This is a genomic window from Caulobacter sp. GW821-FHT09H08, assembly GCF_059415885.1.
Genome location: NZ_JBWKOC010000004.1, coordinates 655,123 through 681,659, shown reverse-complemented (window position 1 = coordinate 681,659; position 26,537 = coordinate 655,123). Strand labels below are relative to the sequence as shown.

The window sequence follows — 26,537 nt, the reverse complement described above, 5'->3', positions numbered from 1 at the left end:
TGCTTTCCCGCTCGGACGCCCTGCGCTAGCGTCCCGCGCGTCATAACGAAAGTTCCTGGGAGAGGCGATCATGAAGGCAGTGCTCAGCAAGGAAGTCGGCGGTCCCGAGACCCTGGTGCTGGAGGAGCTGCCCGATCCCGTCGCCGGTCCCGGCCAGGTGCTGATCGACGTCAAGGCATGCGGGGTGAACTACCCCGACGTCCTGATCATCGAGGACAAGTACCAGTTCAAGCCGACGCGTCCGTTCGCCCCCGGTGGCGAAGTGTCGGGCGTGATCTCGGCGGTCGGCGAGGGCGTCAGCCGCTTCAAGGTCGGCGACCGCGTCCTGGCCTCGACCGGCTGGGGCGGCTACGCCGAGAAGCTGGCGCTGGAAGAGCAGCGCTGCACGCACATCCCCGACAACATGCCCTTCGACGAGGCCGCCGCCTTCGTCCTGACCTACGGCACCTCGTACTACGCTCTGAAGGATCGCGGCGTGTTGAAGGCCGGCGAGACCCTGCTGGTGCTGGGCGCCGCCGGGGGCGTGGGCCTGGCCGCCGTCGAGCTGGGCAAGGCCATGGGCGCCAAGGTGATCGCCGCCGCCTCCAGCCAGGAGAAGATCGATCTGGCCATCAAGCACGGCGCCGACAGCGGGGTCGTCTATCCGCGCGGCCCGTTCGACAAGGACGGCCAGAAGGAACTGGCCGGCCTGATCAAGGGCGCCTGCGGCTCGAACGGCTGGGACGTGGCCTATGACGCGGTCGGCGGCGACTATTCGGAAGCCACCATCCGCGCCGCCGGCTGGAACGGCCGTTTCCTGGTCATCGGCTTCCCGTCGGGCATCCCGAAGATCCCGCTGAACCTGACCCTGCTGAAGTCCTGCGACATCGTCGGGGTGTTCTGGGGCGCGGCGGTGGCGCGCGATCCCAAGGGCCACGCCCAGAACCTCAAGGAGCTGATGGACCTCTACGCGGCCGGCAAGATCAAGCCGTTCGTGTCGGAGCGCTTCCCCCTGGCCCGCGCTGGCGAAGCCATCGCTCACCTCGCCAGCCGCAAGGCCATGGGCAAGGTCGTGATCACCACCGACTGACCGTTGGTGAGGTTTCGCTAAGCATCCTTCTTAGCGAAGCTCTGACGACATTTCCGCGAGAGTGCGCCCGAGAACGGGAGACTCCGCGGCGATGTACGTCCGACTGGAAGAGAGCGATCCTATCGAGGCGGCCGCCCCCGCCCCGGTCCGCCGCCCCTATCGCCTTAAGCGGCGGCCGGAAGAACGCGTCCAGGTGTTGGGCGCGGTCATGGACCTGGTGCGTCCCGAGGAAGTCTTCCACTTCGTGCAGGGCAAGCTGGAGGCCGGGCAGGGCGCGATCGTCGCCAACCACAACCTCCACAGCCTCTACTTGGTCCGCAAGGACGAGAAGATCCGCGCCTTCTACGAGGCCTCGGACCTGATCGAGGTCGACTCGACGCCGGTGATCCTGTGGGCGCGGCTGACGGGGCGTTCCAGCCGGTCGTTCCACCGCTGCACCTATCTGGACTGGCGCGACGCCTTCTGGGCCCTGGCCACCGAGAAGGCCTGGAAGGTCTTCTTCGTCGGCGGCGCGCCTGGTGTGGCCGAGAAGGCCATCGAGCGCATCAAGCAGGACTTCCCGGCCGTCCGGGTCGCCAGCCACAACGGCTATTTCGACGCCACGCACCGCTCGGCGCAGAACTCGGCGGTGATCGCCCAGATCCAGGCCTACCAGCCGGACATCGTGCTGGTCGGCATGGGCATGCCGCGCCAGGAGATCTGGACGCTGGAGAACCACAAGGACTTCGGTCCGGCCGTGACCTTCACCGTCGGCGGGGCCTTCGACTACGAGGCCGGCGTCCAGAAGGCCGCGCCGCGCTGGATGGGCCGGATGGGCGTCGAGTGGCTGTTCCGCCTGACCGCCGACCCCAAGCGCCTGTTCACCCGCTACTGCGTCGAGCCGTGGTTCCTGATCGGTCCGGCGATGGGCGACGTCGTCCGCCGCCTGACCCAGCCCGACCCTCGCAAGGCCGAGGCCGAGCGCTGGGAGCGCATCCGCCAGGAAATCGCCAAGGGGCTCTAAAGGGCCACTAGCCAACACCTGTTTGCTCCGTGAATATGATCATTGATCACTGACCCAAGAAGAGGTCGGGGACGCGGAGGGAATTCCAATGGTCGGACGTCTGGACGGCAAGGTCGCCGTCGTCACCGGGGGCTGCTCGGGTATCGGGCTCGGCGCGGTCGAGCTGTTCGTGGCCGAGGGGGCGTGCGTGATCGCCGCCGACCTGCAGGACGAAAAGGGCGAGATGCTGGAGAAGCGTTTCCCCGACAAGGTCCGCTTCTCGCGCTGCGACGTCACCTCCGAGGATGACCTGGCCAAGACCATGGCTCTGGCCGAGAGCAGCTTCGGCGGCCTGGACATCCTGTTCAACAACGCCGGCCACGGCGGCACGCCCGCCGGGGTCGAGGAACTGACCGTCGACGGCTGGGACAAGACCTTCGCCCTGCTGGTGCGTGGTCCGGCCATCGGCATGAAGCACGCCCTGCCGCTGATGCTGAAGCGCGGCGGCGGCTCGATCATCAACACCGCCTCCATCGCCGGTCTGCAGGCGGGCTTCGGGCCGCTGGCCTATTCGGCCGCCAAATCGGCGGTGATCCATATGAGCCGTTGCGCGGCGGCCGAGCTGTCGCCGCTGAAGATCCGGGTCAACGCCATCTGCCCCGGCCTGATCGCCACCTCGATCTTCGGGGCCTCGATGGGTCTGCCGCGCGAGGTCGCCGACCAGATGGCCGCCCAGATCGCCTCGGTCGGTCCCAAGATCCAGCCGATCCCCAAGTCTGGCTTGCCTGAGGACATCGCCGCCGCCGCCCTCTACCTGGCCAGCGACGACTCCCAGTTCGTCACCGGCACGCACATCGTCGTCGACGGCGGCATCACGGTCGGCCCGCGCCACGCCTGGGACCGCACCGCACCTTCGCCGCTGCTGGCGGCCATGGGCATCACGCCTGAGCAGGCCGAGCAGATGCGGGCCGCCTTGATCGCCTCCGGCGCGGCCGGGTGACCCTGACGCCCAACCTGCGCGGCGCGCTGTGGATGCTGGCCTCGGCGGTCGGCTTCACGGTGATGACCACCCTGATCAAGTTCCTGGGGCCCGGCTATCCGGCCGCGCTCCAGACCTTCTACCGGCAGCTGGCGGGGGTGATCGTGCTCCTGCCGCTGATCGCCCGTGACTGGCGCGGCGCGTTCCGGACCACGCGGCCGGGTATCCTGATCTTCCGGTCCAGCGCTGGGGTCATCGCGCTGATCATGGGCTTCTACGCCTACCAGAAACTGCCCCTGGCCGATGCCAACGCCCTGTCGTTCACCCGGACGCTGTGGCTGGTCCCGCTGGCCGCCTTCGTCCTGCGCGAGCCGATCGGGCCCTTGCGGATCGGCGCGGCCCTGGTCGGCTTCGTCGGCGTCCTGATCATGCTGCGACCCGGGTCAGGCGGAATGGGCGCCTGGATCGGCTGGCCGCAGGCCTGCGCCCTGATCTCGGCCTTCCTGTTCGCCCTGACCATCACCGGCATGAAGGTCATGACCCGCGACCACAGTCCGTTCGTGCTGCTGGTCTATGCGGCCGTGCTGGGCCTGGTCTTCGCCCTCCCGCCGGCGCTGTTCGTCTGGCGCTGGCCGACCTGGCCGGACCTTGGCCTGCTGGCGGCGATGGGCGTGATCGGCACCCTCACCCAAGGGGCCTACATCAAGGGCATGGAGCAGGGCGAGGCGGCGGTCATGGCCCCGATCGACTATACGCGGCTGGTCTTCGCGGTCGGGGCGGGGTTCCTGCTGTTCCACGAGGTCCCGCACACGGCGACCCTGGTCGGGGCGGCGATCGTGGTGCTCTCGACCCTGTTCATCTCGTGGCGCGAGCACCAGCTGGCCCAGCGCGCGACGCTGCTTCAGCCCGAATAGGCTCGGCGCCATTCCACGAAGCGCGCCAGGCCCTCGGCCAGCTTGACCTTGGGCTTGTAGCCGCACAGGGCGTTCAGCTTGTCGATATTGGCGAAGGTGGCGGTGACGTCGCCCGGCTGCATCGGCCGCATGACCTTGTCGGCCTCGATCCCGAGCGCGGTTTCCAGCGTCTCGATCATCTCCATCAGCCCGACGGGATCGTTGTCGCCGATGTTGTAGATCTCGTGACCGCCGGCCGCCGACGGATGGTCCAGCACACCCAGGATGCCGTCGACGATGTCGTCGATGAAGGTGAAGTCGCGGGCCATTTCGCCCTCGCCATAGACCTCGATCGGCTCGCCCTTCAGCATCTTCTCGGTGAAGCCGTAATAGGCCATGTCCGGCCGGCCCCACGGGCCATAGACGGTGAAGAACCGCAGGCCCGACATCGGGAAGCCATACAACGCCGCATAGCTCTGGCTGAGCATCTCGCACGACCGCTTGGTGGCGGCGTAGAGAGACACCGGCTCGTTGGCCGGATCGGTCTCGCGGAAGCCGTCGCCGTTCAGCGGCCGGTCGCCATAGACGCTGGACGATGAAGCATAGACCAGATGCTCGACCCCGGCGTGGCGGCAGGCCTCCAGCACGGCGAGGTGGCCGGCCAGGTTGCTGCGCTCGTAGGCGAAGGGGTTCTCGATCGAGTAGCGGACCCCGGCCTGGGCGGCCAGGTGCACCACCCGCTTGGCGCCGGAGCTCTTGACCAGCTCGGCCAGCGCCTCGTGCTCGGCGATGTCCATCCGCACCATGCGGAAGCCGTCGCGGCCTTCCAGCCGCGCCGCCCGCGCCGCTTTCAGCGCAGGATCGTAGTAGGCGTTGAAGACGTCGATCCCGATCACCGTCTCGCCGCGATCCAGCAGGCGTTCGGCCACGTGCATGCCGATGAAGCCCGCCGCACCCGTGACGATGACCGGAGTCGTCATAACCCTAGTTCCGACCGATCGAAGCGTAGGTGAAGCCGTGGCGGACCATTTCGCTGGGCTTGTAGACATTGCGCAGGTCGACCACGATCGGGGCGTTCATCAGCAGCTTCAGGCGGTCCAGATCCAGAGCCCGGAACTGGTCCCACTCGGTCAGGATCACCAGGGCGTCGGCGCCCTCGGCGGCGTCATAGGCGCCGTTCTTGAACGCGATGCCCGGCAGCAGCTTCTCGGCTTCGTGGCGGCCTTCGGGGTCGAAGGCCTGAACCTTGGCGCCCAGTTCCTGCAGAGCCGGGACGATGTCCAGGCTGGGGGCGTCGCGCATGTCGTCGGTATTGGGCTTGAAGGTCAGGCCCAGCACGCCGATCGTCCGACCGGTCAGGTCGTCCAGCTGCATGGCCTTGGCGATCTTGGTGGCCATGGCCTTCTTGCGGGCGTCGTTGACCTCGACCGTGGTCTCGATCAGCCGGGTCGGCGCGCCGTAGTCCTGGGCGGTCTTGACCAAGGCGATGGTGTCTTTCGGGAAGCACGAGCCGCCATAGCCCGGGCCGGCGTTCAGGAACTTGCCGCCGATGCGCTTGTCCAGGCCGATGCCCTTGGCGACCTGCTGGACGTCGGCGCCGACCACTTCGCAGAGATCGGCCATCTCGTTGATGAAGGTGATCTTCATCGCCAGGAAGGCGTTGGCCGCGTACTTGATCAACTCGCTGGTGCGGCGGCCGGTGAAGACGATCGGGGTCTCGTTCAGGAACAGCGGACGATAGAGCTCGCGCATCACCGCTTGTGCGCGCTCGTCGTCGGTGCCGACGACCACGCGGTCGGGACGCTTGAAGTCCTCGATCGCCGCGCCTTCGCGCAGGAATTCGGGGTTGGAGACCACTGCGAACTGGGCGTCGGGGCGAACCTTCTTGATGATGGCCTCGACCTCGTCGCCGGTGCCGACCGGCACGGTCGATTTGGTGACGATGACGGTGAAGCCGTCGATCAGGCCGGCGATCTCCTCGGCGGCGGCGTAGACGTAGGAGAGGTCCGCATGACCGTCACCGCGACGGGTCGGGGTGCCCACGGCGATGAAGATGGCGTCGGCGTTCTTGATCGCTTCGGCGCCTTCCAGGGTGAAGAACAGGCGGCCTTCGCGCACGTTGCGCGCCACCAGGTCTTCCAGGCCCGGTTCGAAGATCGGGATCTCGCCCTTCTCCAGGCGCTCGATCTTGGACGGATCCTTGTCGATGCACGTCACCACGTGGCCGAAGTCGGCGAAGCACGCCCCCGACACCAGACCCACATAACCCGTGCCAATCATCGCTACGCGCATCGAAGCTTCCTGAAAGGGGCGCCGCCTCGTACGACGCTTCCCGCCTAATCCAGCAATCACGGCGCCGAGGCAAGCCGCGCGCCTAAAATGCTCAGGGCCGTGACATCTTGATGACCCTCAGGATCGGCTTTCAAGCTGGCCGCAAACCCGATAGCCAAGGGCCCTGGCGAAGGAACGTGAATGCAAACCGTACTGGTGACCGGTGGGGCCGGATATGTCGGCTCGCACGCCTGCCTGACTCTGGCCCGGGCGGGTTTCCGGCCCGTCGTGTTCGACGATCTCTCCAACGGTCACCGCGAGCATGTCCAATGGGGTCCGCTGGAAGTCGGCGACATCCGTGACGCGGCGCGGCTGGACGCCGTCTTCGCCGCGCATCAACCGGTCGCCGTCCTGCACTTCGCCGCCCGCATCGAAGTCGGGGAGTCGGTGAAGGATCCGGGGTCCTTCTTCGACGTCAATGTCGGGGGGGCGATCACCTTGATCGAGGCCGCGCGGCGGGCCGGGGTCAACGCCCTGGTCTTCTCCTCGACCTGCGCCACGTTCGGCGATCCCGTGCGGATGCCGATGGCCGAGGATCACCCGCAGGCGCCGCTGAACCCGTACGGCCGCAGCAAGCTGATGGTCGAGCAGGCCTTGGCCGACTACGACCGCTATGTCGGCTTCCGGAGTACGGTGCTGCGCTATTTCAACGCCGCCGGCGCTGATCCCGAGGGGCGGATCGGCGAATGGCACGAGCCCGAGACCCACGCCATTCCGCTGGCGATCCAGGTCGCCCTGGGCCAGCGGCCGGAATTCACGATCTTCGGCGACGACTACGAGACCCGCGACGGCACGGCGGTGCGCGACTACGTCCACGTGCTGGACCTGGCCGACGCCCACGTCTCGGCCTTGAAGCGGCTCCTGGCCGGGGGCGCCTCGGAATCCTTCAACCTGGGCAGCGGCACGGGCGTGACGGTGCGCGAGCTGGTCGATGGCGTCGGCCGCGCGGCGGGCGCGCCGTTGCCTGTCCGGATGGCCCCGCGCCGCGCCGGCGACGCTCCGATGCTGGTCGCCGACAACGCCAGGGCGCGGGCCGAACTGGGCTGGAATCCGTCCCGCGATCTGGACGCCATCCTGTCCAGCGCCTGGCGCTGGCACAGCGCCCAGGCGACCGTTGTTCGCTGAGCGGGCGGTTTTCCAGGAGGAAAAATACCCGCGATGCCCTGCCGCATCGGGCGTTATGTCGCGAACGCGTTATGTGAAACGCTTTATTTGCAACTCTCGCTGTAGCTCTGAGGGGATGTGACCCTTGGGGGGCGTGCGTGCTCAAGTTTTTGACCTGCCTGACGACGGAGCATGACCTGCGCCTGGTGCTTGTCGCCGGCCTTGTCTGTATCGCCGGCTGCTTCACGACCTTCCGCCTCTACTCGCGGATGCGTGGCGCCCGGGGCGTCGTGCGCGCCGCCTGGCTGCTGCTCACCGGCCTCGTCGCCGGCTCCAGCGTCTGGGCCACCCACTTCATCGCCATGGTCGCCTATACGCCCGGTCTGAAGACCGGCTACAGTCCGACCGGCACCCTGCTGTCGCTGATGATCGCGGCCCTGTTCATGGCCAGCGGCTTCGCCGTCGCCTCGGCCCAGCGCACGACGACCAACGACTTCGCGGGCGGCGTCCTGCTGGGCCTCGGCGTCGCGGCCATGCACTACACCGGCATGTCGGCCTTCGTGACCCAGGGCCACCTGGTCTGGGAACACGCCACGGTCGGCCTTTCGGCCATCCTCGGCGTCGCCGGCGCGACCGCCGCCCTGGTGAGCGCGGGCACGGCCCGCACCATGAAGCGCCAGGCGATCGGCGGCGGCCTGCTGTGCCTGGGCATCGTCGCCCTGCACTTCACCGGCATGTCGGCGATCACCATTGTTCCCGACGCCGGCATCGCCGTGCCGGAGCAGCTGCTGTCGGGCGCCATGCTGACCCTGGCGGTGGTGTCGATCACCGGCATGATCATCCTGGGCGGCCTCGGCGCCGTCGCTATCGAATCCCAAACCTCGCGCTCGGCGCTCGAACGTATCCGCCGCCTGGCCAACGCCGCCTACGAAGGTCTGGTCGTGGTCCAGTCGGGCAAGATCAACGACGCCAACGCCGCCTTCTGCGAGTTGGTCGGCGCGGAGCTGTCGGAACTGGTCGGCCGTCCCCTGGTCGGCTCGATCCTGACCTTCGACGAAGCCGGCCCCACCCGCGAGGGCGTCCGCCGCGAAGGCAAGGTGCAGCCGGTCGCCGGCGGTCGCGAAATCCCGGTCGAGGTGTTCTCGCGCCTGATGGACGACGGCGCGCGCATCGAGACCTCGGGCCTGACCGTCCTGGCCGTTCGCGACCTGCGCGAGCGTCGCGCCGCCGAGGAGAAGATCCGCTACCTCGCCGAACACGACGGCCTGACCGGCCTGCCGAACCGCAACTCGCTGCAAGCCCGCTTGGCCGCCGCCCTCGAGCGCGTCGAGGCCTCGGGCGAGAGCCTGTCGGTCATCTGCATCGACCTCGACCACTTCAAGGAAGCCAACGACCAGCACGGCCACCACGCCGGCGACTCGATCTTGGTCGAGACCGCCCGCCGCCTGCAGTCGGTGGTCCAGGCCCCGTCCTTCGCCGCGCGTCTGGGCGGCGACGAGTTCATCGTGGTCCAGGTGGCCGGCGGCGATCAGCCCACCGCGGCCGCCGAGCTGTCGGGCCGGCTGATCGAGATGCTGTCGGTGCCGGTGCCGTTCGACGGCCAGGAACTGGCCCTGGGCTCCAGCCTCGGCGTTAGCCTCTATCCGGACGACGGCCGCACGGCCGAGGCCCTGATGGCCAATGCCGACATGGCGCTGTACCGCGCCAAGGAAAGCGGTCGCGGCGTCTATCGCTTCTTCAAGCGCGAGATGGATGACAGCATCCGCGAGCGCCGCAACCTAGCCCGCGATCTGCGCCAGGGCATTACCGACGAAGAGCTGGTGGTCCACTACCAGCCGCTGGCCCGCGCGGCCGACGGCGAGGTCTGCGGCTTCGAGGCCCTGGTCCGCTGGAAACACCCGACGCGCGGCATGATCCCGCCGCTGGAATTCATTCCCGTCGCCGAAGAGAACGGCCTGATCGGCGCCCTGGGCGACTGGGTCCTGCGCCGCGCCTGCGCGGACGCCGCCTCGTGGGAGAAGCCGCTGCGCATCGCGGTGAACCTCTCGCCGATCCAGCTGCACAACCCGGCCCTGCCGAGCCTGGTGCACGAGGTGCTGATCACCACCGGCCTGTCGCCCTCGCGCCTGGAGCTGGAGATCACCGAGAGCGCCCTGTTCAAGGACTATCAGCGCGCGCTGGACAACCTGCGCCGCCTGAAGGCCCTGGGCGTGCGGATCGCCATGGACGACTTCGGCACCGGCTTCTCGTCGCTGTCGACCCTGCAGTCGTTCCCGTTCGACAAGATCAAGATCGACAAGAGCTTCGTCGAGAACATCCATCGCCACGACCGCGCCACCGTCATCGTGCGCGCCGTCCTGGGCCTGGGCCGCAGCCTGGAGATTCCGGTCGTGGCCGAGGGCGTGGAGACGCAGGAGCAGATCGTGTTCCTGCGCGGCGAGGACTGCGCGGAGCTGCAGGGCTACGCCATCGGCCGTCCGACGCCGGTGGACTCCCTCGACGCCTGGACCATGGCCAGCGCGGGCGCCGTCGAGGCGATCGTCGGGTCGTCGACCAAGGCCAAACGCTCGGCCTGATCCGTTCAGCCGCTGGTTGCGCACCGCCCGGAACTGCGTATTCCATGGGGCGTTAGGCGGTAACCGAGCGGAGCTATGGGCTCCGCCGGGCGTCAGCAGGGCGGGAACAGGCAGAGCGTGCTGGGACGGACCGCGATCAAGTTCGTGACGGCGGCCGACCGGCGCGAACTGCGCTACGGCTTCGCGGTCCTCGTCGTGCTGCTGGCGCTGGCCGCCCGCATGGCGGCCTTTCTCCTGACCGATGTCCCGCTGAACTTCCCCACCTTCTTCGTGGCCGTGCTGGTCGCGGCCATGGTCGGCGGCCTGGGGCCGGGCCTGTTGGCCGTGGCGCTAAGCGGCGGGATCGCTTGGCGATTCTGGATGTCGGTCGACGGGAATTGGACCTTGCCGGCGCGCGAGAGCGTGCAGCTGACCATGTTCCTGCTGTGTGGCGGCCTGATCGTCGTGCTGGTCGAGGCGATGCGCACGGCGGTTCGCCGTGGCCTTTCCGCCGAGGAGCGGTTCCGGTCCGCCCAGGAGGTGTCCCTAGACGCCTTCGTGATCATGGAGCCCGTCCGTGAGGGCGGGAAGATCGTCGACTTCCGCTGGACCTACGTGAACCCCCAGGCCGACTCGATGCGACCGGCTGGAGTGTCCACCATGGTCGGGCGAAGAATCCTGGACGTCTATCCCGACGCGATGGGTCGTTCGATGGTCGATCGTCTGCTGCGCCTGCTCCAGACCGGCGGCCCTGATGACATCGACGTGCCGAGGACGATCCATGGCGAGGAGCGGATGATCCGCTCCAGCGGCGTGCGGCTGGGCGGCGACCTGGCCCTGACCTTCCGGGACGTGACCCAGGAGCGCCGCGCGGCCGCCGCCTTGCGCAGCAGCGAGGAGCTGTTCCGCAGCATGGCCAATTCGGCGCCGGTGCTGATCTGGGCGACCTCGGCGCGGGGCCAGGCCGACTGGTTCAACCAGGCCTGGCTGAACTTCCGGGGCAAGACCCTGGAGGAGGAACTGGGGGCGGGCTGGATCAGCGGCGTGCATCCGCATGACCGCCAGGCGGGCCTGGAGGCGGCCGACAAGGCCTCGGTCAAGCGCGAGCCCTTCAATGTCGCGTTCCGGATGCAGCGGGCCGACGGCGCCTGGCGCTGGATCAACAGCGTCGGCGCGCCGCGCTTCGACGAGTCCGGCGAGTATCGCGGCTATATCGGCAGCTGCTTCGATTTCACCGAGACGGTCGAGGCCCGCAAGGATCTGGAAGCCCGGGTCGCCGAGCGCACCGCCGCCCTCGAGACCAGCATGGCCGAGACGGCCATCGCCCAGGCCGCCCTGGCCCAGGCCCAGCGGCTGGAGACCGTCGGCCGGCTGACCGGCGGGGTGGCGCATGATTTCAACAACCTGCTGACCGTGATCGTCGGCGGCCTGGACATGATCCTGCGCCGACCGGAGGACGGGCCTCGGGTCAAGCGCCTGGCGGAGGCGGCCCTGGCCGCCGGCCAGCGCGGCGAGCGCCTGACCCGGCAGTTGCTGGCCTTCTCGCGGAACCAGGAACTGAAGCTGGAGGTGGTCGACGTGGCGGCCCTGCTGGACCAGGCCGAGCCGCTGCTGCGGCGCGCGGTCGGCGAGGCCATGGTCCTGACGGTCCGGCGCGACGGAGACGGCGGGCGCTCACGGGTCGATGCGGCCCAGCTGGAAGCGGCCCTGCTGAATCTGGTCGTCAACGCCGCCGACGCCACCTCGACCGGCGGCGAGATCGCCATCGCGGTCCAGCCCGTGGTCCTGGCCGAGGGCGAGGTGACCGACACCGTCGCCGGCGACTATGTCCGCGTCGCGGTCAGCGACACCGGCACGGGCATGCCGCCCGAGGTGCTGGCCCGCGTGTTCGAGCCGTTCTTCACGACCAAGGAAGTGGGCAAGGGGACAGGCCTGGGTCTGGCCCAGGTCTATGGTTTCCTGCGCCAGTGCGGCGGCGGGGTCAGCATCGACAGCGTCGAGGACCGAGGCACGACGGTCGCCCTCTACCTGCCGGCCACCGACGAGCCCGCCACCCCAGCGGTGAAAGGGGTCGGCACCTCGTCGCGAAATCGGCTGAAGGGCGTGCGGGTTCTGCTGGTCGAGGACGACGCGGCCGTGCGCGAGATCGCTGACGGCCTGCTGCGCGACCTGGGCTGCGAGGTAACCACCGCCGAGAACGGGGCCTCGGCCCTGGAGGCGCTGGAGGAAGGCGTGGCCTTCGACCTCCTGATGTCCGACGTGGTCATGCCCGGCGGCATCAGCGGCGTGGACCTGGCGCGGTCGGTCTCGGCCAATCGTCCGGACATGGCCGTGCTGCTGACCACCGGCTATGCCGGCGACCGCATGGACGTCGCGCCGGCCGACTTGCCCTGGCCGGTGCTGCGCAAGCCGTTCCAGGTGGATCAGCTGGCCGACATCGCCTCGGCCCTGCTGGCCGCGCGTGAGCCGCCCGCCCCGAAACGGAAGCGAGCGCCCAGGCGCGGCGTCAGCGCCGCCGCCGGCCCGTAGACCCGCCGAGCAGGCCGCCCAGCAAGCCGCGCATCAGCTCGCGCCCGGCCGTCGAGGCGACGGTGCGGACCAGGGTGGTGGCGAAGGCCTCGGTCATGGTCTGGCGGCCCGAGGCGCGGGGCCGGCTGGCGCGGGCGGCCGCGGCTTCCTCGCGTTCGCGAACCTTGGCCTCGGCGGCCTCGCGCTTGTCTTCCTCGGCCTGCTCGCGCGCCTCCTCGGCCTCATGCTGGGCTTTCTGGGCGCGACCTTGCAGGATCTCGTAGGCGGAGTCGCGGTCGACGGCGGTGTCGTACTGGCCCTTCACTGGGCTCTTGCCCTGGATGGCCGTGCGCTCCTCGGGCGTGCAGGGGCCCAGGCGCGAGGCGGGCGGTCGGATCAAGGTCTTCTGAACCACACGCGGCGCGCCCTTCTCGTCGAGGGTCGAGACCAGGGCCTCGCCGACGCCCAGGGCCTGGATGGTCTCGGCGGTGTCGAAGCTGGGATTGACCCGGAACGACTGGGCGGCGGCCTTCAGGCCCTTCTGGTCGGCCGGGGTGTAGGCGCGCAAGGCGTGCTGCACGCGGGCGCCAAGCTGGCCCAGCACCGCGTCGGGGATATCGGCCGGGTTCTGGGTGACGAAATAGATGCCCACGCCCTTGGAGCGGATCAGGCGCACGACCTGCTCGATCTTCTCCAGCAGCGGCTTGGGCGCGTCGTTGAAGAGGAGGTGGGCCTCGTCGAAGAAGAACACCAGCTTCGGCTTTTCCGGATCGCCCACTTCCGGCAGCACCTCGAACAGCTCCGAGAGCAGCCACAGCAGGAAGGTCGAATAGAGCTTGGGCGACTGGATCAGGCGGTCGGCGGCCAGCAGGTTGACGTAGCCGCGCCCCGCCGCGTCGGTGCGCATCAGGTCCGAGAGGTCCAGCGCCGGCTCGCCGAAGAAGTTCTCAGCGCCTTGGGTCTGCAGGGTCAGCAGCTTGCGCTGGATGGCGCCGACCGTGGCGGGCGCGACATTGCCGTACTGGGTGCCGATGTCGTCGGCGTGGTCGGCCACGTATTTCAGCGCCGCCTGCAGGTCCTTCAGATCCAGCAGCAGCAGGCCGTCCTTGTCGGCGACGTGGAAGGCGATGGTCAGCACGCCCTCCTGCACGTCGTTCAGCTCCAGCAGGCGCGACAGCAGCAGCGGGCCCATCTCGGAGATGGTGGTGCGGATCGGGTGACCCTTCTGGCCGAACAGGTCCCAGAACATCACCGGCGGGGCGGCCGGCGACAGGGCCAGCTCCATTGACGCGGCGCGGGTCAGCATCTTCTCGTTCGGCGTCCCGGGCATGGCGACGCCCGAGAGGTCGCCCTTCACGTCGGCGGCGAAGACCGGCACGCCCGCGTCCGAGAACGCCTGGGCCATCACCTGCAGGGTCACCGTCTTGCCGGTGCCAGTCGCGCCGGCCACCACGCCGTGGCGGTTGGAGCGGTCGAGCCTCTGTGTCACGGGACCTTCGCCGAGTCCGACCAGGATCTCGTTCTCGCCAATCGACAGCGACATGGGGGCAATACTCCTTGGATAGGCGTTGACCCTAACCGGGGCCTTGCGCCGCGCCAATCGGGGCGCTCAAAGTCGGTGGTGTTTCTGGAGAAGTTTTACAAATGCCGGCCCCTGCTCCGCCTCCCGTCACGACGCGCAACGCCGTGGTGTTCCTGGCCGTCATCGCGGGCGGAGCGGCGCTGTACTGGATGCAGGACATCCTGACGCCGCTGGCCCTGGCGGTCTTTCTGGCGGTGATGGTCGACAGTTTCGCGCGGGTCCTGCTCCAGCGGGTGCCGGGCTTTCCCAAGGCGATGGCCGTACCGGCCGCGGTGCTGATCTCGATCCTGCTGTTCGGGATGTCGTTCTGGGTGGTGATCGACAACGGCCGGGGGTTCTTCGACCAGTTGAAGGACTACGCGCCACGCCTGAACGACATCATCGCCAAGATCGCCCACGCGGTCGGCATCCAGATCGCCCCGACGATCGACGGCCTGGTCCGCCAGCTCAATCCGCAGGCCTTCATCGGGCAGGCCGCGCAGTCGTTCGGCAACTTCGCCTCCAGCGCCGTGCTGGTGCTGATCTATTTCGGCTTCATCATCGCCTCGCGGAAGGGCTTCGCGCGCAAGATCGTCTCGCTGTTCCCGCATCATCCCGAGCGCGAGCGGAACATGGACCTGTTCCAGCGCATCCGTGACGGGGTGGAGCAGTACCTGTGGATCCAGACGGTCACCGGCCTGATGATCGCCATCGCCGCCTGGGTGGTGATGATGCTGGTGCGGCTGGACAACGCCTTCTTCTGGGCCTTCCTGATCTTCCTGGCCGCCTACATCCCCATTCTGGGGGGAGCCATCGGCTGCTTCCTGCCGCCGCTGTTCGCCCTGGTGCAGTTCCCCGACACATTCTGGCCGGCGATCATCCTGTTCGCGGCCCTGCAGGGGATCTTCTTCGTGGTCGGCAACGTGATCCTGCCGCGCATGCAGGGCGACAGCCTGAACATGGACCCGACGGTGGTGCTGTTGTCGCTGGCGGTCTGGGGTGCGCTGTGGGGCGTGCCGGGCATGTTCCTGTCCACGCCGCTGACGGTGGCCGTCATGCTGATCCTGGCCCAGTTCGATGGCTCGCGCTGGATCGCCATCCTGCTGTCCGAGGACGGCGACCCCCAGGGCGCGCGCGCGCTTTCCGGCGGCGGTCACGGCCCCGCGCCGGACGCGTCGCCGGTACGTAAGGGAACGGAGGCGCGAAAGAAATGACGGCGCCCCTTCAACTGCCAACCTTGACCCCTATCTATGTCTGGTCCGGCTCCCCCCACCCGGACACCCCGCCGATCGCGGCCGGCAAGGCCGCCGCCATCGAAGCGGAAAACGCCCGCACACCCCCCGCGGGCCCGCGCCGCCGGCTTTCCCCCCCGCCGGCGGCGCTTCCGTTTCCGGGCCGGAATTTGGCCGCGAACGGCACGAATTCTTTCAGATTTCCCATGTAGCGGTTGAAGTATCGCCCAAAAGGGCTAGGTTCCGACCAAAAATTCGCGAGGAAATCCTATGATCGGTGAAAAAAATGACCTCAAGTCCGCTGAGGCTCCGATCGGCCCGCTGGTAAGCGCCTTCGCCCAGGCCCTGGGCGTTTCGGTCGAGGCCCTGACGCCCGCCGCGCGCGGCTTCGCCGCCCAGGCGCAGGACGACTGGTCGGCCGAGGAACTGCCCGGCCTGGACATCGCCGACGTGGCCCGCGCCCTGGCCGATTTCTGGCGCTTCGGCGAGAGCAACAAGGACCTGACCGAGCCGGCCATCCGCCTGCGCCGCGCCGAGGGCGGCGAGACGCCGTCCGACCTGCTCGAGATCGTCCAGCCCGACCGTCCCTTCCTGGTCGACAGCATCATGGGCGAAGTGACCGAGGCCGGCTTCTCGGTCAGGGCCATGTTCCACCCCGTGTCCGACTGTGGCGGCGTCCGTCGCTCGATGATCCAGATCTGGCTGGCCCCGGTCGGCGAGGACCGTGAAGCCGCCCTCACCCAGGGCGTCCGCGAAGCGCTCTCTGACGTGCAACTGGCCGTGCAGGATTTCGAGGCGATGCGCGCCCTGATGCGCCGCACGATCGCCGAACTGCAGGGCGCGACCACGCCCGTTTCCGCCGCCGAGAAGAACGAGGACCTCGACTTCCTCGACTGGCTGGAAGGCGACCACTTCGTGTTCCTGGGCGCCCGCGTCTACGAATATCCTCGCACGGCCGAGGGCGGCTACGCGGCCGAGGAGCCGCTGTACCAGCCCGAAGGCAGCCTGGGCGTCCTGCGCGACCAGGCCCGCACGGTCCTGCGTCGCGGCAGCGAGCCGGCCATCCTGTCGGCCCAGGTCCGCAGCCATATCGACATCGGCGATCCGATCGTGGTGGCCAAGTCGAACCTGCGCTCGCGCGTCCATCGCCGGGGTTACATGGATTACATCGGCGTTCGCCGCTACGGCGCCGACGGCAAGGCTTCGGGCGAGGTCCGCTTCGTGGGCCTGTTCACCGCCGAGGCTTATGAGACCCCCGCGCACGAAGTGCCGCTGATCCGCAGCAAGGTCGCGCACGTCATCGAGCGCGCCGGCAAGGATCCGGACAGCCACAACGGCAAGCGCCTGCGCAACATCCTCGAGACCTGGCCGCGCGACGAGCTGTTCCAGACCGACGAGGCCCAGCTGCTGGCCACGGCCATGGGCGTGCTGCACCTCTATGACCGGCCGCGCGTGAAGCTGTTCGCCCGCCGCGACCCGTTCGACCGCTTCATCTCGGTGCTGATGTTCGTGCCGCGTGACCGCTATGACTCGGGCGTTCGCGCCCGCGCCGGCCAGATCCTGGCCGAGGCGTTCCGGGGCCGGGTGTCGGCCTACTATCCCAGCTTCTCCGACGCGCCGCTGGCCCGGGTGCACTACATCCTGGGCGTCACGCCCGGCGATCACGCCGAGCCGGACATGGCCGCCGTCGAGGCCGCCATCGCCGAGACCGCCCGCACCTGGGACGACCGCTTCGAGGCGGTGGTCCGCGAGGGCTCCACCGGCCGCGTCGCCCACCTGCTGGGCCGCTACGCTGGCGCCTTCCCGCCCGGCTATCGCGACCAGTACGACGCCGCCGAGGCCCTGGCCGACATTAAGGTCATCGACGACCTGGCCGAGGGCGAGGCTGTCCGCGTCCGCGCCTTCCGTCGTTCGGGCGACGATGCGGTGACGCTGCGCTTCAAGCTCTATCGTCCCGGCGCCGCCGCGCCGCTGGCCGATGTGCTGCCGATCCTGGAACACATGGGCCTGAAGGCCCTGATCGAGGACGGCTTCAAGGTCGCGCCCGGCGGCAAGCCGGTCTGGGTGCACGAATTCGTGCTCCGCGACGAGGCCGGCGAGCACCTGGTCTTCGCCGACGTGAAGCAGGCCTTCGAGGCCGCCTTCGTCGCCATCTGGACGGGCCGCGCCGAGAGCGACGGCTTCAACCGTCTGGTTCTGGAGCTGGGCATCGGCTGGCGCGAGGCCGCCCTGATCCGGGCCCTCGCCCGCTATCGCCAGCAGTCGGGTCTCGACCCCAGCCAGGGCGTGCAGGAGCAGGCGCTGTCGGATCACCCCGGCGTCGCGCGCCTGATCCTGGATCTCTTCCAGACCAAGTTCGATCCGGCCATCCAGGCGGACATCAAGATCCGGCAGGAGCAGGCCAAGGCCGTTCAGGCCAGCATCGTCGAGGCCCTGCAGGCCGTGGAAAGCCTGGACGCCGACCGCGTCCTGCGCCGCCTGGCCGCCCTGGTCGGGGCGATCCAGCGCACCAACTTCTACCAGCCGGCGGCCGATGGTGGCCCCAAGCCGTACATCAGCTTCAAGATCGCCTCGCGCGAACTGGAAGACCTGCCGGCGCCCAAGCCCTATCGCGAGATCTACGTCTCGGCCCCGCACGTCGAGGGCGTGCACCTGCGCTTCGGCCCGGTCGCCCGGGGCGGCCTGCGCTGGTCTGACCGCCGCGACGACTTCCGCACCGAAGTGCTCGGCCTGGTGAAGGCCCAGCAGGTCAAGAACGCGGTGATCGTGCCCGTCGGCTCGAAGGGCGGCTTCTATCCCAAGCAACTGCCGCGCGGCGGTGATCGCGACGTGATCCAGGCCGAGGCGATCCGCGCGTACAAGACCTTCCTGTCGGGCCTGCTGGACTTGACCGACAACATCGACGCGGACAACCAGGTCGTGCCGCCGCCGTCGGTCGTGGCGCATGACGCCCAGGATCCGTATCTGGTCGTCGCCGCCGACAAGGGCACGGCGACCTTCTCCGACATCGCCAACGGCGTGGCCGAAAGCTACGGCTTCTGGCTGGGCGACGCCTTCGCCTCGGGTGGCAGCGTCGGCTACGACCACAAGGTCATGGGCATCACCGCGCGCGGGGCCTGGGAAGCGGTCAAGCGCCACTTCCGCGAGCTGGGCAAGGACATCCAGACCGAGACCTTCACGGCCGTCGGCGTGGGTGACATGTCCGGCGACGTGTTCGGTAATGGCATGCTGCTGTCCAAGCAGGCCAAGCTGCTGGCCGCCTTCGATCACCGCCACATCTTCCTCGACCCGAACCCGGATGTGGCCGTGTCGTGGGAAGAGCGCGATCGGATGTTCAAGCTGCCGCGCTCGTCGTGGGAAGACTATGACAAGTCGAAGATCTCGGCCGGCGGCGGCGTCTTCGCCCGCAGCCTGAAGAGCATCCCGCTGTCGGCGGAAGTCCGCGCCCTGTTCGAGATCAAGGCCGAGGCCGTCTCGCCGGCCGAGCTGATGACCGCGATCCTGAAGTCCAAGGCCGAGCTGCTCTATCTCGGCGGCATCGGCACCTATGTGAAGGCCAAGGGCGAGAGCAACGCCGACGCCGGCGACAAGGCCAATGACGCGATCCGCATCAACGGCTCGGACCTGCGGGTCAAGGTCGTGGGCGAGGGGGCCAACCTGGGCCTGACGCAAGCCGGCCGGATCGAGTTCGCCCAAAGCGGCGGCCACATCAACACCGACGCCATCGACAACTCGGCCGGCGTCGACAGCTCCGACCACGAGGTCAATATCAAGATCCTGACCGGGATCCTGGAGCGCGGCGGCGAGCTGGATCGACCCAGTCGCAACACGCTGCTGGCCTCGATGACCGAGGACGTCGGCCACCACGTCCTCGAGCACAACTACGACCAGACCCTGGCCCTGACGCTCCTGGAGAGCGACGCGGTCTCGGAGGTCGACGCCCAGATCCGCTACATGGTCGACCTGGAGCAACGCGGCCGCCTGGACCGTCGCGTCGAGGGTCTGCCGACCAATACGACGCTGCTGGAGCGCAAGGCCGCCAGCAAGGGCCTGACCCGGCCGGAACTGGCCGTGCTGCTGGCCTATGGCAAGCTGGATCTGTTCGACGAGATCGTCGCCAGCCAGGCGCCGGACGATCCGTGGTTCGAGACCACCCTGCGCGGCTACTTCCCCAAGGCGCTCGGCAAGTACGCCGACGCCATGCAGAAGCACCGCCTGAAGCGCGAGATCATCGCCACGGTGGTCGGCAACCAGATGGTCAACATGTGCGGCCCGACCTTCGTCAGCCGCCTGAAGGCCGCCGCCGGCGCCGACGTCAATGCGGTGGTGACCGGCTTCACCGCCGCCCGCGAGATCCTCGGCATCGACGGGCTGTGGGACCAGGTCAACGGTCTTGACAACAAGGCTTCGGCCGAAGGGCAGACGGCGCTCTACAAGGCCCTGGCCTACGCCCTGCGCAGCCTCGCCTTCTGGCTGGCCCGCCGCGCCCAGCGCGACAAGTCAAGCGTCCAGGCTCTGGTCGAGGCCTATGGTCCGTCGGTCCAGGCCCTGAAGGCCCTGACCCCGGGCATCCTGTCGCCGTTCGAGCAGAAGGCCGTCGCCAAGCGGGTGAAGGCCTATGTCGCGGATGGCGCGCCGGAAGCCCTGGCCCAGGCCGTGGCCGCCCTGCAGCCGCTGACCACGGCGGCCGATCTCGTTGATCTCGGCAACGCCTCCAGCTGGAGCGTCGAGAACGTCGCCCGCCTGTATCATCAGGTCGGCGCGGCCTTCGGCTTCGACCGTCTGCGCGGCGCGGCCGGCTCGTTCGTGGGCGGCGACGCCTTCGAGCGCCTGGCGGTGCGTCGCCTGATCGAGGACATGTTGACCGAGCAGACCTCGATCACCCAGCAGGTCCTGAAGTTCGCCGCCAACGCCCAGGCCGGCGAGGACGAGGGCGCGGCCAAGTCCGCCATCTCGTCCTGGGCAGCCCTGCGCGGCGATCGTCCCCGGACGGTCAAGCGGACGATCGAGGATATCGAACAGGCTGGCGGCGGCTGGACCTTCGCCAAGCTGACCATCGCCAACGCGGCGCTGCGCGAGCTTTCGACGGCCGCTTAGCCCCCTAGCCCCGACGCCTCCTCTGCCTTACGCAGGGGAGGCAGTTTCGGGGAGCGTAGAGATGGACCAGGGTGATCGCCGTCGAGTGGCCTGGGCCCTCTACGAGTGGGCGCAGCAGCCGTACTGGGCGCTGATCGCGACCTTCATCTTCACCCCCTATTTCGCGGCCGGCTTCGTCGGCGACGCGGCCAGGGGCCAGAGCCTGCTCGGCTATGCCGGGGCGGTCTCGGGCCTGGCCATCGCCGTCCTCAGTCCCATGGTCGGGGCCAATGTCGATGCGCGGCGCAATCCGCGCGCCTGGCTGATCGGCCTGGCCTTTCCGTTCGTCATCGCCAGCGCGGCCCTGTGGTGGGCCGTTCCAGGCGAGCTGTCACGCATCCCGCTGATCCTGGGCTGCCTGGTCGTCGCCGGGGTCTCGGCCGAGCTGGGCGTCACGGTCATGAACGCCCTGCTGCCGGTGGTCGCCAAGCCGGGGCAGCTGGGACGGCTTTCTGGCACCGCCTGGGCGCTGGCCTATGTCGGGGCGCTGATCTCCCTCTTCATCGTGCTGCTGGGCTTCTCGATGCGCGAGGTTCCGCTGCTGGGCCTGTCCAAGGCGTTGCACGAGCCCGATCGGATGGTCGGGCCGATGGTGGCCCTGTGGTTCATGTTGTTCGCCTGGCCGCTGATGCTGATCGCGCCGCAACCGCCGGCGACGGGCGCGACCAAGCCGCTGGCCGAGCTGTGGGAGACGATCCGCAGCCTGCCGTCCAAGCCGCACATGCTGCGCTTCCTGATCGGCCGGATGCTGCTGGGCGACGGCATTTCCAGCTTCATCGCGTTCGGCGGGGTGCTGGCCGCCGGCCTGTTCGGCTGGACGACGACGCAGCTGGGACTCTACGCGATCCTGCTGTCCGTGGCCGCCGGCATCGGGACCTTCATCGGCGGGCGGGTCGACCAGAAGATCGGCTCGAAGCTGACCGTGCTGGTCGCCACCGGCGTGATCCTGTTCGGCGCGGTCGGGGTGGGGCTGGTCGGCAGGGATACGATCTTCTTCCTGATCCCGGTCGAGCCGGCGAAGATCGGCGGGGCGCTGTTCTCCAGCACGCCCGAGCGGATGTTCCTGTTCTTCAGCCTGTTCGTCGGCCTGACCTTCGGCCCGGCCCAGTCGTCCCTGCGGGCCTGGATGGCCGAGCTGGCGCCGGCGGGCGAGACTGGGCGGTGGTTCGGGCTCTATGCCCTGTCCGGCAAGGCCACGGCCTTCATGGCGCCGCTGGTCATCGCCGTCGGTACGCGGCTGATCGGCGACCAGCGGATCGCCGTGGTGGTCTCGGCCCTGTTCATGGCGCTGGGGGCCATCGTCCTGGCCTCGGCCCCTCGCAAGGCCCCGGTTGTCGCCTGAGCCGGAACGGTGCAGGTTCTCCGCGAGGGGGAGCTCATGACCAAGGATCGCATCGTTCTGCTGGATTCGCTGCGGGGCCTCGGGGTCCTGGGGATCTTGCTGTGCAACGCGCCGGACTTCGCCGTGGCCCCGCCGCTGTCGGAGTCGGCGACGAACTGGCCGCATGGGACCGGTCCGGCGACCCTGGGCGTCTGGGTCGTCACCCAGTGGCTGTTCCAGCGCAAGTTCGTGACCCTGTTCGCCATGCTGTTCGGCGTCTCGATCTTCCTGGTCGGCGGCGAGCGGTCGGACAAGGAGCGCGGCGCGATCCTGCGCAAGCGCCTGGCCTGGATGGTCGTGTTCGGCCTGCTGCACGGCTTCGCGGTCTGGTTCGGCGACGTTCTCCTGAGCTACGCCCTGGCCGGGTTCGCGGTGCTGCTGTGCCGGTCCTGGGAGCCCAAGAAGCTGATCCGCACCGGGACGATCATCTGGACGCTCTTCACCCTGCTGATGCTGGTCGGCATGACCATCGCCGCCTTCATGTCCCGTGATAACGCCCAGATCGCCCTGGAGCTGGCCAAGGAGGTCGCCAAGGGCAAGATCGCCGAGGCGCAGTACAGCGGCGGCTTCGTCGATTCGCTGGTCCGCAACGCCAAGGACCGGCTGATGTTCCTGCCGGGCGAGCCGATCATTTTCGTCATGACCTCCAGCCTGATGATGATCGGCCTGGGCTGCTTCAAGCTAGGCATCTTCACCGGCGAAGGCTCGGACAGGACCTATCGCCGTCTGCTGGTCGTCGGTCTGCTGGCCTCGGCCCTGATCGGGGGCCTGTTCGTCGCCCAGGCCCTGTTGGGCCTGCCGCGCGGCCTGGGCATGATCAGCATGGGCCTGCAGTGGATGCTGGCCCCGCTGACGACCCTGGCCTATGTGGCCCTGATGGTCTTCGCGGCAAGGTCGAAGGGCTTCTGGAGCGCCATTCCGAAGGTGCTAGCCCCGGTCGGGCAGATGGCCTTCACGAACTATCTGGCCCAGTCGCTGATCATGACCGTGATCTTCTACGGCGGGCGGGGGCTCAACCTGCACGGCGAGATCGACCGTCCGGGCCTGGCCGCCATCACCGTCGGCGTCTGGATCGTGCAGATCCTGTGGTCGCGCTGGTGGATGGACCGGTTCGAGATGGGGCCGCTGGAGTGGGTCTGGCGCCGCCTCTATCGCGGTCCGACCCCACTGCGCCGGCCGCAACCGGGTTCGGTGCTGGTCGTCTAGCAGCTTGTGAGCGCCCTCCCGAAATAGCCGCGCACTTCCTGGAACAGGTCCGGCCGATAGCGGGCGCGTGGGTCGTTGGCCTTGTTGTCGTCGAAGGCGTGGGTGGCGTCGGCGTAGAAGACCCGGTCCACCGACAGGCCGTCGCGGCTCAGGCGGTCCAGCGCCTTCTCCGGCAGCTTGTGGCCGACCACCTGGTCCTTGCCGCCCAGCACCGACCAGACGCGCGGACCGCTCGACGGCCAGCCCGAGGTCTGCCAGCCGCGCGCGGACGTCAGGGAGGGATAGCCCGAATAGGGATAGACCAGCAGCGCGCCCTTGACCCGCTGGCGCAGCTTCACCGGGTCGGCGTCCTTGACCCCGGTGGCCCGGGCCGCGTTCACGCCGACCGCATAGCCGTCCATGATCGACCAGGCCCCGTGGCTCCAGCCGGCCAGGAAGACGCGGTTCTGGTCGGCCCAGGGCTGACCCTCCAGCCAGGTGAGCATCGCGAAGATGTCGGCGGAGCGCTTCAGGCCCTGCAGCGCCACGCCGGTGCAGACGAAGAGCTTGGCGTCCAGGGTCGACATGCCGCGGGGCTTCAGCGAATCGACCACCACGGCCGCCCAGCCGGCCGCGACGGCCGTCCGGGCGTATTCCTCGAGGAACGGCGTCTTGCCGCCGCAGCCATGCAGGATCAGCGCCACCGGGAAGGGGCCCAGGCCCGCGGGTTTGAAGACCCGGGAGTGTCGGGCGACCTGTTCGCCCCAGGCGGCGCTGTCCATGTGCTTCTCGCGTAGGCTTTAGTGGCGGAACACTCGCACCCCGGTGAAGGCCATAGTAAGGCCAAGCTTGTCGGCGGCCTCGATGACCTCCGGATCGCGCATCGAGCCGCCCGGCTGGATGATTGCCGTGGCGCCGGCCTCGGCGGCCTGGATCAGGCCGTCCGCGAACGGGAAGAAGGCTTCCGAGGCGCAGGCGCAGCCCTTCAGGTCGAGGCCGAAGTCGGCGGCGCGCAGCGCCGCGATGCGGGCCGAGTCCTTGCGGTTCATCTGGCCGGCGCCGACGCCCAGGGTCTGGCCGGCGCGGGCATAGACGATGGCGTTGCTCTTGACGTGCTTGCCCACCGTGAAGGCGAACAGCATGTCGCGGATCTCTTCCTCGGTCGGCTGGCGCTGGGTGACGATCTTCAGGTCGCTGGCCTTGATCCGCGCGTCATCCCGCGACTGGACCAGGAAGCCGCCGGCCACGCTCTTGAAGGTGTCGCCGGTCGACAGCGGGTCGGGCAGGCCGCCGGTCACCAGCAGGCGCAGGTTCTTCTTGGCCGCGAACACCGCGATGGCGTCGTCGTCGGCCTCGGGGGCGATGACCACCTCGGTGAAGATCTCGACCATGGCCTCGGCCGCCTCGCGGGTCAGGCGCGAGTTCACCGCCACGATGCCGCCGAAGGCCGAGGTCGGGTCGCAGGCCAGGGCCCGCTCATAGGCCTCGCGCTGGCTGCCGCCGACCGCCACGCCGCACGGATTGGCGTGCTTGATGATCGCCACGGCCGGGCCGGTCGCCGGGTCGAATTCGGCGATCAGCTCGAAGGCCGCGTCGGTGTCGTTGATGTTGTTGTAGCTCAATTCCTTGCCCTGCAGCTGGGTCGCCGTGGCCACCCCGGTGCGCGGGTTCGGGAAGGTGTAGAAGGCCGCCTTCTGGTGCGGGTTCTCGCCGTAGCGCATGGTCTGGCGCAGCTCGCCGGCGATGCTCTTGCGGGCCGGGAAGTCCTGCTCCAGCGCCTGGGCGAACCAGGCCGAGATCGCCGCGTCATAGGCCGCCGTGCGGGCATAGGCGCGGGCCGCCAGGGCCTGGCGCAGGGCCAGGGTCGTCCCGCCGACCTTCAGGGCTTCCAGCACCTCAGTGAGGTCCGAAGGATCGGTGCAGACGGCGACATAGCCGTGGTTCTTGGCCGCCGAGCGGATCATGGCCGGGCCGCCGATGTCGATGTTCTCGACGCATTCGGCGTAGCTGCCGCCCTTCGCGACGGTCGCCTCGAACGGATAGAGGTTCACATACAGGATATCGATGCCGCCGATGCCGTGGTCGGCCATGGCCTGCGCGTGCTCGGGGGCGTCGCGGACGCCCAGCAGGCCGCCGTGCACCACCGGGTGCAGGGTCTTCACGCGGCCGTCCATCATCTCGGGGAAGCCGGTCAGGTCCGAGACGTCCTTGACGGGGATCCCGGCGGCGGCGATCGCGGCCTTGGTGCCGCCGGTCGAGACCAGCTCGACGCCGGCGGCGTGCAGCACCTGGGCGGCTTCGACCAGGCCGGTCTTGTCGGAGACCGACAGCAGGGCGCGCTTGGGGGCGACGAGATCGGGGGCGGACGGATAATCGGGCGCTGCGGGCACGGCGGACTCCTCTGGTGTGGTTCAGAAAATGGAGCCCAGGCGCGCGGCTTATGAGGTTCGGGCTCCCCGGTGGTTTCCCACCTTCAACGCCAGTCACTCGAACGCGGCGGAAAATACGGGGGCGGGCGGGGGAGTCAATGTGCGGCGGATACTTGCCCCCTCCGCGCTGTCGCGCTCCTCCCCCGGAGGGGGAAGAAGAGTATGCGCGGACCTTCTGCCCCCTATGGGGGCGGACGACCGCGAAGCGGTCAGGTGGGGGCAAGTGACATCGCTCTCGCGCCCGAAGGGCCGCGAGTGGGTGGGGAGGCGACGGAGCGGCCGGGCGAACCCGGAGACCGTGATGGTTTGTTGTGTTTCGGCTCGCAGACCGCTCCGCCAGGCTGTTCTTGCCCGTGAGGATGGGGAGCGTTAGCGTATTTCAGTTCGGGACCCCACTAGCCCCCGGACGGGCGCGGACCAAGTCGATCGGCTACATCCGTCTCCAGCCCGACGATCCACGATAGGCGGCTTATACGATCACCGCCCTGTCGCTCCGCTGTCGGCTTGATCCCGGAAGCTGCCCGTTCGCCTGCCGACCTGCCTAAAGAGTACAGGTGCGACGACCTTCGAGCCTCCGGGAGCCGCCAGCGCCCCCGCTCAACCTACCCCCGCCGCCGTTTTGGGCCGGATCCAAACGCCCTCCCCCGCGACGGGGATGGCTATGATTGTGCAGTGGGTTTGGACGCGGAGGATTGGCGAGAGCGTAAAAGTGAGAAGTGGTTGATTTCGCTAGGTTCTATCTCGTGAATTCCGAGGATACACCGCGCTCAATCCCCTTCTCCTCTTGCGGGAGAAGGTGTCGGCGCAGCCGACGGATGAGGGGTCGATGGCCCCGTCGGCTTGGCGCCCGGCATCGACCGCCGTCGCGGCGGCGCCGTCCTTCAACCCCTCACCCGACCCGCTTCGCGGGCCACCCTCTCCCGCAAGGGGAGAGGGGTAATCGACTACCCCCCGACCCGCTCCCGCACCGCCTTGAACAACAGCGCCATCTCCACGTGCGTGTAGACGTACTGCCGCTCGAACAGCCAGGTCAGCATCTGGTCATAGGTGTCGTCATAATCCGCCATCGGCACGCTGCCCGGTGCTCGCGCCTCGCGTTCCAGCACGGCCAGCAGGTTCGGCGCTTCGGCGCGCAGGGCGGCGATGACTTCGGTGATCTCGTCCTCGGTGAACTCCGGCACATGCCGTGACC

The 26,537-nt window shown here is 68.7% G+C and carries 17 protein-coding genes and 1 riboswitch; of the genes, 11 read left to right on the top strand and 6 right to left on the bottom strand.

Going from position 1 to position 26,537, the window contains the following annotated elements; genetic code table 11:
• Window positions 1-70 precede the first annotated feature (70 nt).
• The 4 genes from AC07NN_RS17710 to AC07NN_RS17695 all read left to right on the top strand — a co-directional run bounded on the left by AC07NN_RS17710 (window position 71) and on the right by AC07NN_RS17695 (window position 3,944).
• The gene (locus AC07NN_RS17710) at window positions 71-1,069 is read left to right on the top strand and encodes an NADPH:quinone oxidoreductase family protein (protein ID WP_494643764.1); all 999 of its coding nucleotides are present in this window, start codon (window positions 71-73) and stop codon (window positions 1,067-1,069) included.
• A gap of 91 nt (window positions 1,070-1,160) precedes the next feature.
• Window positions 1,161-2,072, top strand: coding sequence for a WecB/TagA/CpsF family glycosyltransferase (locus AC07NN_RS17705; RefSeq protein WP_494643761.1), 912 nt, complete (start codon window positions 1,161-1,163; stop codon window positions 2,070-2,072).
• 88 nt (window positions 2,073-2,160) lie between these two features.
• Window positions 2,161-3,051, top strand: coding sequence for an SDR family NAD(P)-dependent oxidoreductase (locus AC07NN_RS17700; protein WP_494643759.1), 891 nt, complete (start codon window positions 2,161-2,163; stop codon window positions 3,049-3,051).
• Window positions 3,048-3,944 carry a DMT family transporter gene (locus AC07NN_RS17695; RefSeq protein ID WP_494643757.1) on the top strand — a complete coding sequence of 299 codons (897 nt, stop codon included), beginning with the start codon at window positions 3,048-3,050 and terminating at the stop codon, window positions 3,942-3,944. Before AC07NN_RS17700 ends, AC07NN_RS17695 begins: the two co-directional genes overlap by 4 nt.
• On the opposite strand, the gene AC07NN_RS17690 is transcribed toward AC07NN_RS17695, so the two are convergent.
• Both AC07NN_RS17690 and AC07NN_RS17685 read right to left on the bottom strand, forming a co-directional pair.
• Window positions 3,932-4,903 (bottom strand): NAD-dependent epimerase/dehydratase family protein, encoded by a 972-nt coding sequence (locus AC07NN_RS17690; RefSeq protein ID WP_494643755.1) that lies wholly within the window; start codon window positions 4,901-4,903, stop codon window positions 3,932-3,934. The two genes, AC07NN_RS17695 and AC07NN_RS17690, sit on opposite strands and share 13 nt — an antisense overlap.
• Before the next feature lie 4 nt (window positions 4,904-4,907).
• Window positions 4,908-6,215 (bottom strand): UDP-glucose dehydrogenase family protein, encoded by a 1,308-nt coding sequence (locus tag AC07NN_RS17685; RefSeq protein ID WP_494643753.1) that lies wholly within the window; start codon window positions 6,213-6,215, stop codon window positions 4,908-4,910.
• A 180-nt stretch (window positions 6,216-6,395) separates the two neighbouring features.
• On the opposite strand from AC07NN_RS17685, the gene galE reads away from it, so the two are divergent.
• From galE to AC07NN_RS17670, 3 genes are all read left to right on the top strand, one after another.
• Window positions 6,396-7,379: a UDP-glucose 4-epimerase GalE gene (galE, locus tag AC07NN_RS17680; protein ID WP_494643751.1), complete on the top strand. Its 984-nt coding sequence runs from the start codon at window positions 6,396-6,398 to the stop codon at window positions 7,377-7,379.
• Between the two features lie 107 nt (window positions 7,380-7,486).
• A complete protein-coding gene (locus tag AC07NN_RS17675; protein WP_494644036.1) occupies window positions 7,487-9,934 on the top strand; it encodes a bifunctional diguanylate cyclase/phosphodiesterase in 2,448 nt (815 codons plus the stop codon).
• Window positions 9,935-10,051: 117 nt separating this feature from the next.
• Window positions 10,052-12,442: an ATP-binding protein gene (locus AC07NN_RS17670; RefSeq protein ID WP_494643748.1), complete on the top strand. Its 2,391-nt coding sequence runs from the start codon at window positions 10,052-10,054 to the stop codon at window positions 12,440-12,442.
• On the opposite strand, the gene AC07NN_RS17665 is transcribed toward AC07NN_RS17670, so the two are convergent.
• Window positions 12,420-13,964 (bottom strand): helicase HerA-like domain-containing protein, encoded by a 1,545-nt coding sequence (locus AC07NN_RS17665; RefSeq protein WP_494643746.1) that lies wholly within the window; start codon window positions 13,962-13,964, stop codon window positions 12,420-12,422. The two genes, AC07NN_RS17670 and AC07NN_RS17665, sit on opposite strands and share 23 nt — an antisense overlap.
• A gap of 101 nt (window positions 13,965-14,065) precedes the next feature.
• On the opposite strand from AC07NN_RS17665, the gene AC07NN_RS17660 reads away from it, so the two are divergent.
• From AC07NN_RS17660 to AC07NN_RS17645, 4 genes are all read left to right on the top strand, one after another.
• Entirely contained in the window at window positions 14,066-15,196 is a 1,131-nt protein-coding gene (locus AC07NN_RS17660; protein WP_494643743.1) for an AI-2E family transporter, read from the top strand.
• Window positions 15,197-15,484: 288 nt separating this feature from the next.
• Window positions 15,485-20,311 carry an NAD-glutamate dehydrogenase gene (locus AC07NN_RS17655; RefSeq protein ID WP_494643738.1) on the top strand — a complete coding sequence of 1,609 codons (4,827 nt, stop codon included), beginning with the start codon at window positions 15,485-15,487 and terminating at the stop codon, window positions 20,309-20,311.
• A 61-nt stretch (window positions 20,312-20,372) separates the two neighbouring features.
• A complete protein-coding gene (locus tag AC07NN_RS17650) occupies window positions 20,373-21,692 on the top strand; it encodes an MFS transporter (protein ID WP_494643736.1) in 1,320 nt (439 codons plus the stop codon).
• Window positions 21,693-21,728: 36 nt separating this feature from the next.
• Window positions 21,729-22,937, top strand: a complete 1,209-nt coding sequence (locus AC07NN_RS17645) for a DUF418 domain-containing protein (protein ID WP_494643734.1) — start codon at window positions 21,729-21,731, stop codon at window positions 22,935-22,937.
• On the opposite strand, the gene AC07NN_RS17640 is transcribed toward AC07NN_RS17645, so the two are convergent.
• The 3 genes from AC07NN_RS17640 to AC07NN_RS17630 all read right to left on the bottom strand — a co-directional run bounded on the left by AC07NN_RS17640 (window position 22,934) and on the right by AC07NN_RS17630 (window position 26,526).
• Window positions 22,934-23,698, bottom strand: a complete 765-nt coding sequence (locus AC07NN_RS17640) for a dienelactone hydrolase family protein (protein ID WP_494643732.1) — start codon at window positions 23,696-23,698, stop codon at window positions 22,934-22,936. The genes AC07NN_RS17645 and AC07NN_RS17640 overlap by 4 nt on opposite strands.
• 18 nt (window positions 23,699-23,716) lie before the next feature.
• Window positions 23,717-25,306 (bottom strand): bifunctional phosphoribosylaminoimidazolecarboxamide formyltransferase/IMP cyclohydrolase, encoded by a 1,590-nt coding sequence (gene purH / locus AC07NN_RS17635; RefSeq protein WP_494643730.1) that lies wholly within the window; start codon window positions 25,304-25,306, stop codon window positions 23,717-23,719.
• A gap of 26 nt (window positions 25,307-25,332) precedes the next feature.
• Window positions 25,333-25,413, bottom strand: a riboswitch (ZMP/ZTP riboswitch).
• An 876-nt stretch (window positions 25,414-26,289) separates the two neighbouring features.
• Window positions 26,290-26,526, bottom strand: a complete 237-nt coding sequence (locus tag AC07NN_RS17630; protein WP_494643728.1) for a hypothetical protein — start codon at window positions 26,524-26,526, stop codon at window positions 26,290-26,292.
• Window positions 26,527-26,537 lie beyond the last annotated feature (11 nt).

What these genes read in the sequence shown, in the direction of transcription:
- AC07NN_RS17705 (WP_494643761.1), top strand. Translation starts at nt 1,161, where the DNA reads ATGTACGTCCGACTGGAAGAGAGCGATCCTATCGAGGCGGCCGCCCCC.
- AC07NN_RS17685 (WP_494643753.1), bottom strand. Translation starts at nt 6,215, where the DNA reads ATGCGCGTAGCGATGATTGGCACGGGTTATGTGGGTCTGGTGTCGGGG.
- galE (WP_494643751.1), top strand. Translation starts at nt 6,396, where the DNA reads ATGCAAACCGTACTGGTGACCGGTGGGGCCGGATATGTCGGCTCGCAC.
- AC07NN_RS17650 (WP_494643736.1), top strand. Translation starts at nt 20,373, where the DNA reads ATGGACCAGGGTGATCGCCGTCGAGTGGCCTGGGCCCTCTACGAGTGG.
- AC07NN_RS17690 (WP_494643755.1), bottom strand. Translation starts at nt 4,903, where the DNA reads ATGACGACTCCGGTCATCGTCACGGGTGCGGCGGGCTTCATCGGCATG.
- AC07NN_RS17655 (WP_494643738.1), top strand. Translation starts at nt 15,485, where the DNA reads ATGATCGGTGAAAAAAATGACCTCAAGTCCGCTGAGGCTCCGATCGGC.
- AC07NN_RS17710 (WP_494643764.1), top strand. Translation starts at nt 71, where the DNA reads ATGAAGGCAGTGCTCAGCAAGGAAGTCGGCGGTCCCGAGACCCTGGTG.
- AC07NN_RS17640 (WP_494643732.1), bottom strand. Translation starts at nt 23,698, where the DNA reads ATGGACAGCGCCGCCTGGGGCGAACAGGTCGCCCGACACTCCCGGGTC.
- AC07NN_RS17700 (WP_494643759.1), top strand. Translation starts at nt 2,161, where the DNA reads ATGGTCGGACGTCTGGACGGCAAGGTCGCCGTCGTCACCGGGGGCTGC.
- AC07NN_RS17645 (WP_494643734.1), top strand. Translation starts at nt 21,729, where the DNA reads ATGACCAAGGATCGCATCGTTCTGCTGGATTCGCTGCGGGGCCTCGGG.
- AC07NN_RS17660 (WP_494643743.1), top strand. Translation starts at nt 14,066, where the DNA reads ATGCCGGCCCCTGCTCCGCCTCCCGTCACGACGCGCAACGCCGTGGTG.
- AC07NN_RS17665 (WP_494643746.1), bottom strand. Translation starts at nt 13,964, where the DNA reads ATGTCGCTGTCGATTGGCGAGAACGAGATCCTGGTCGGACTCGGCGAA.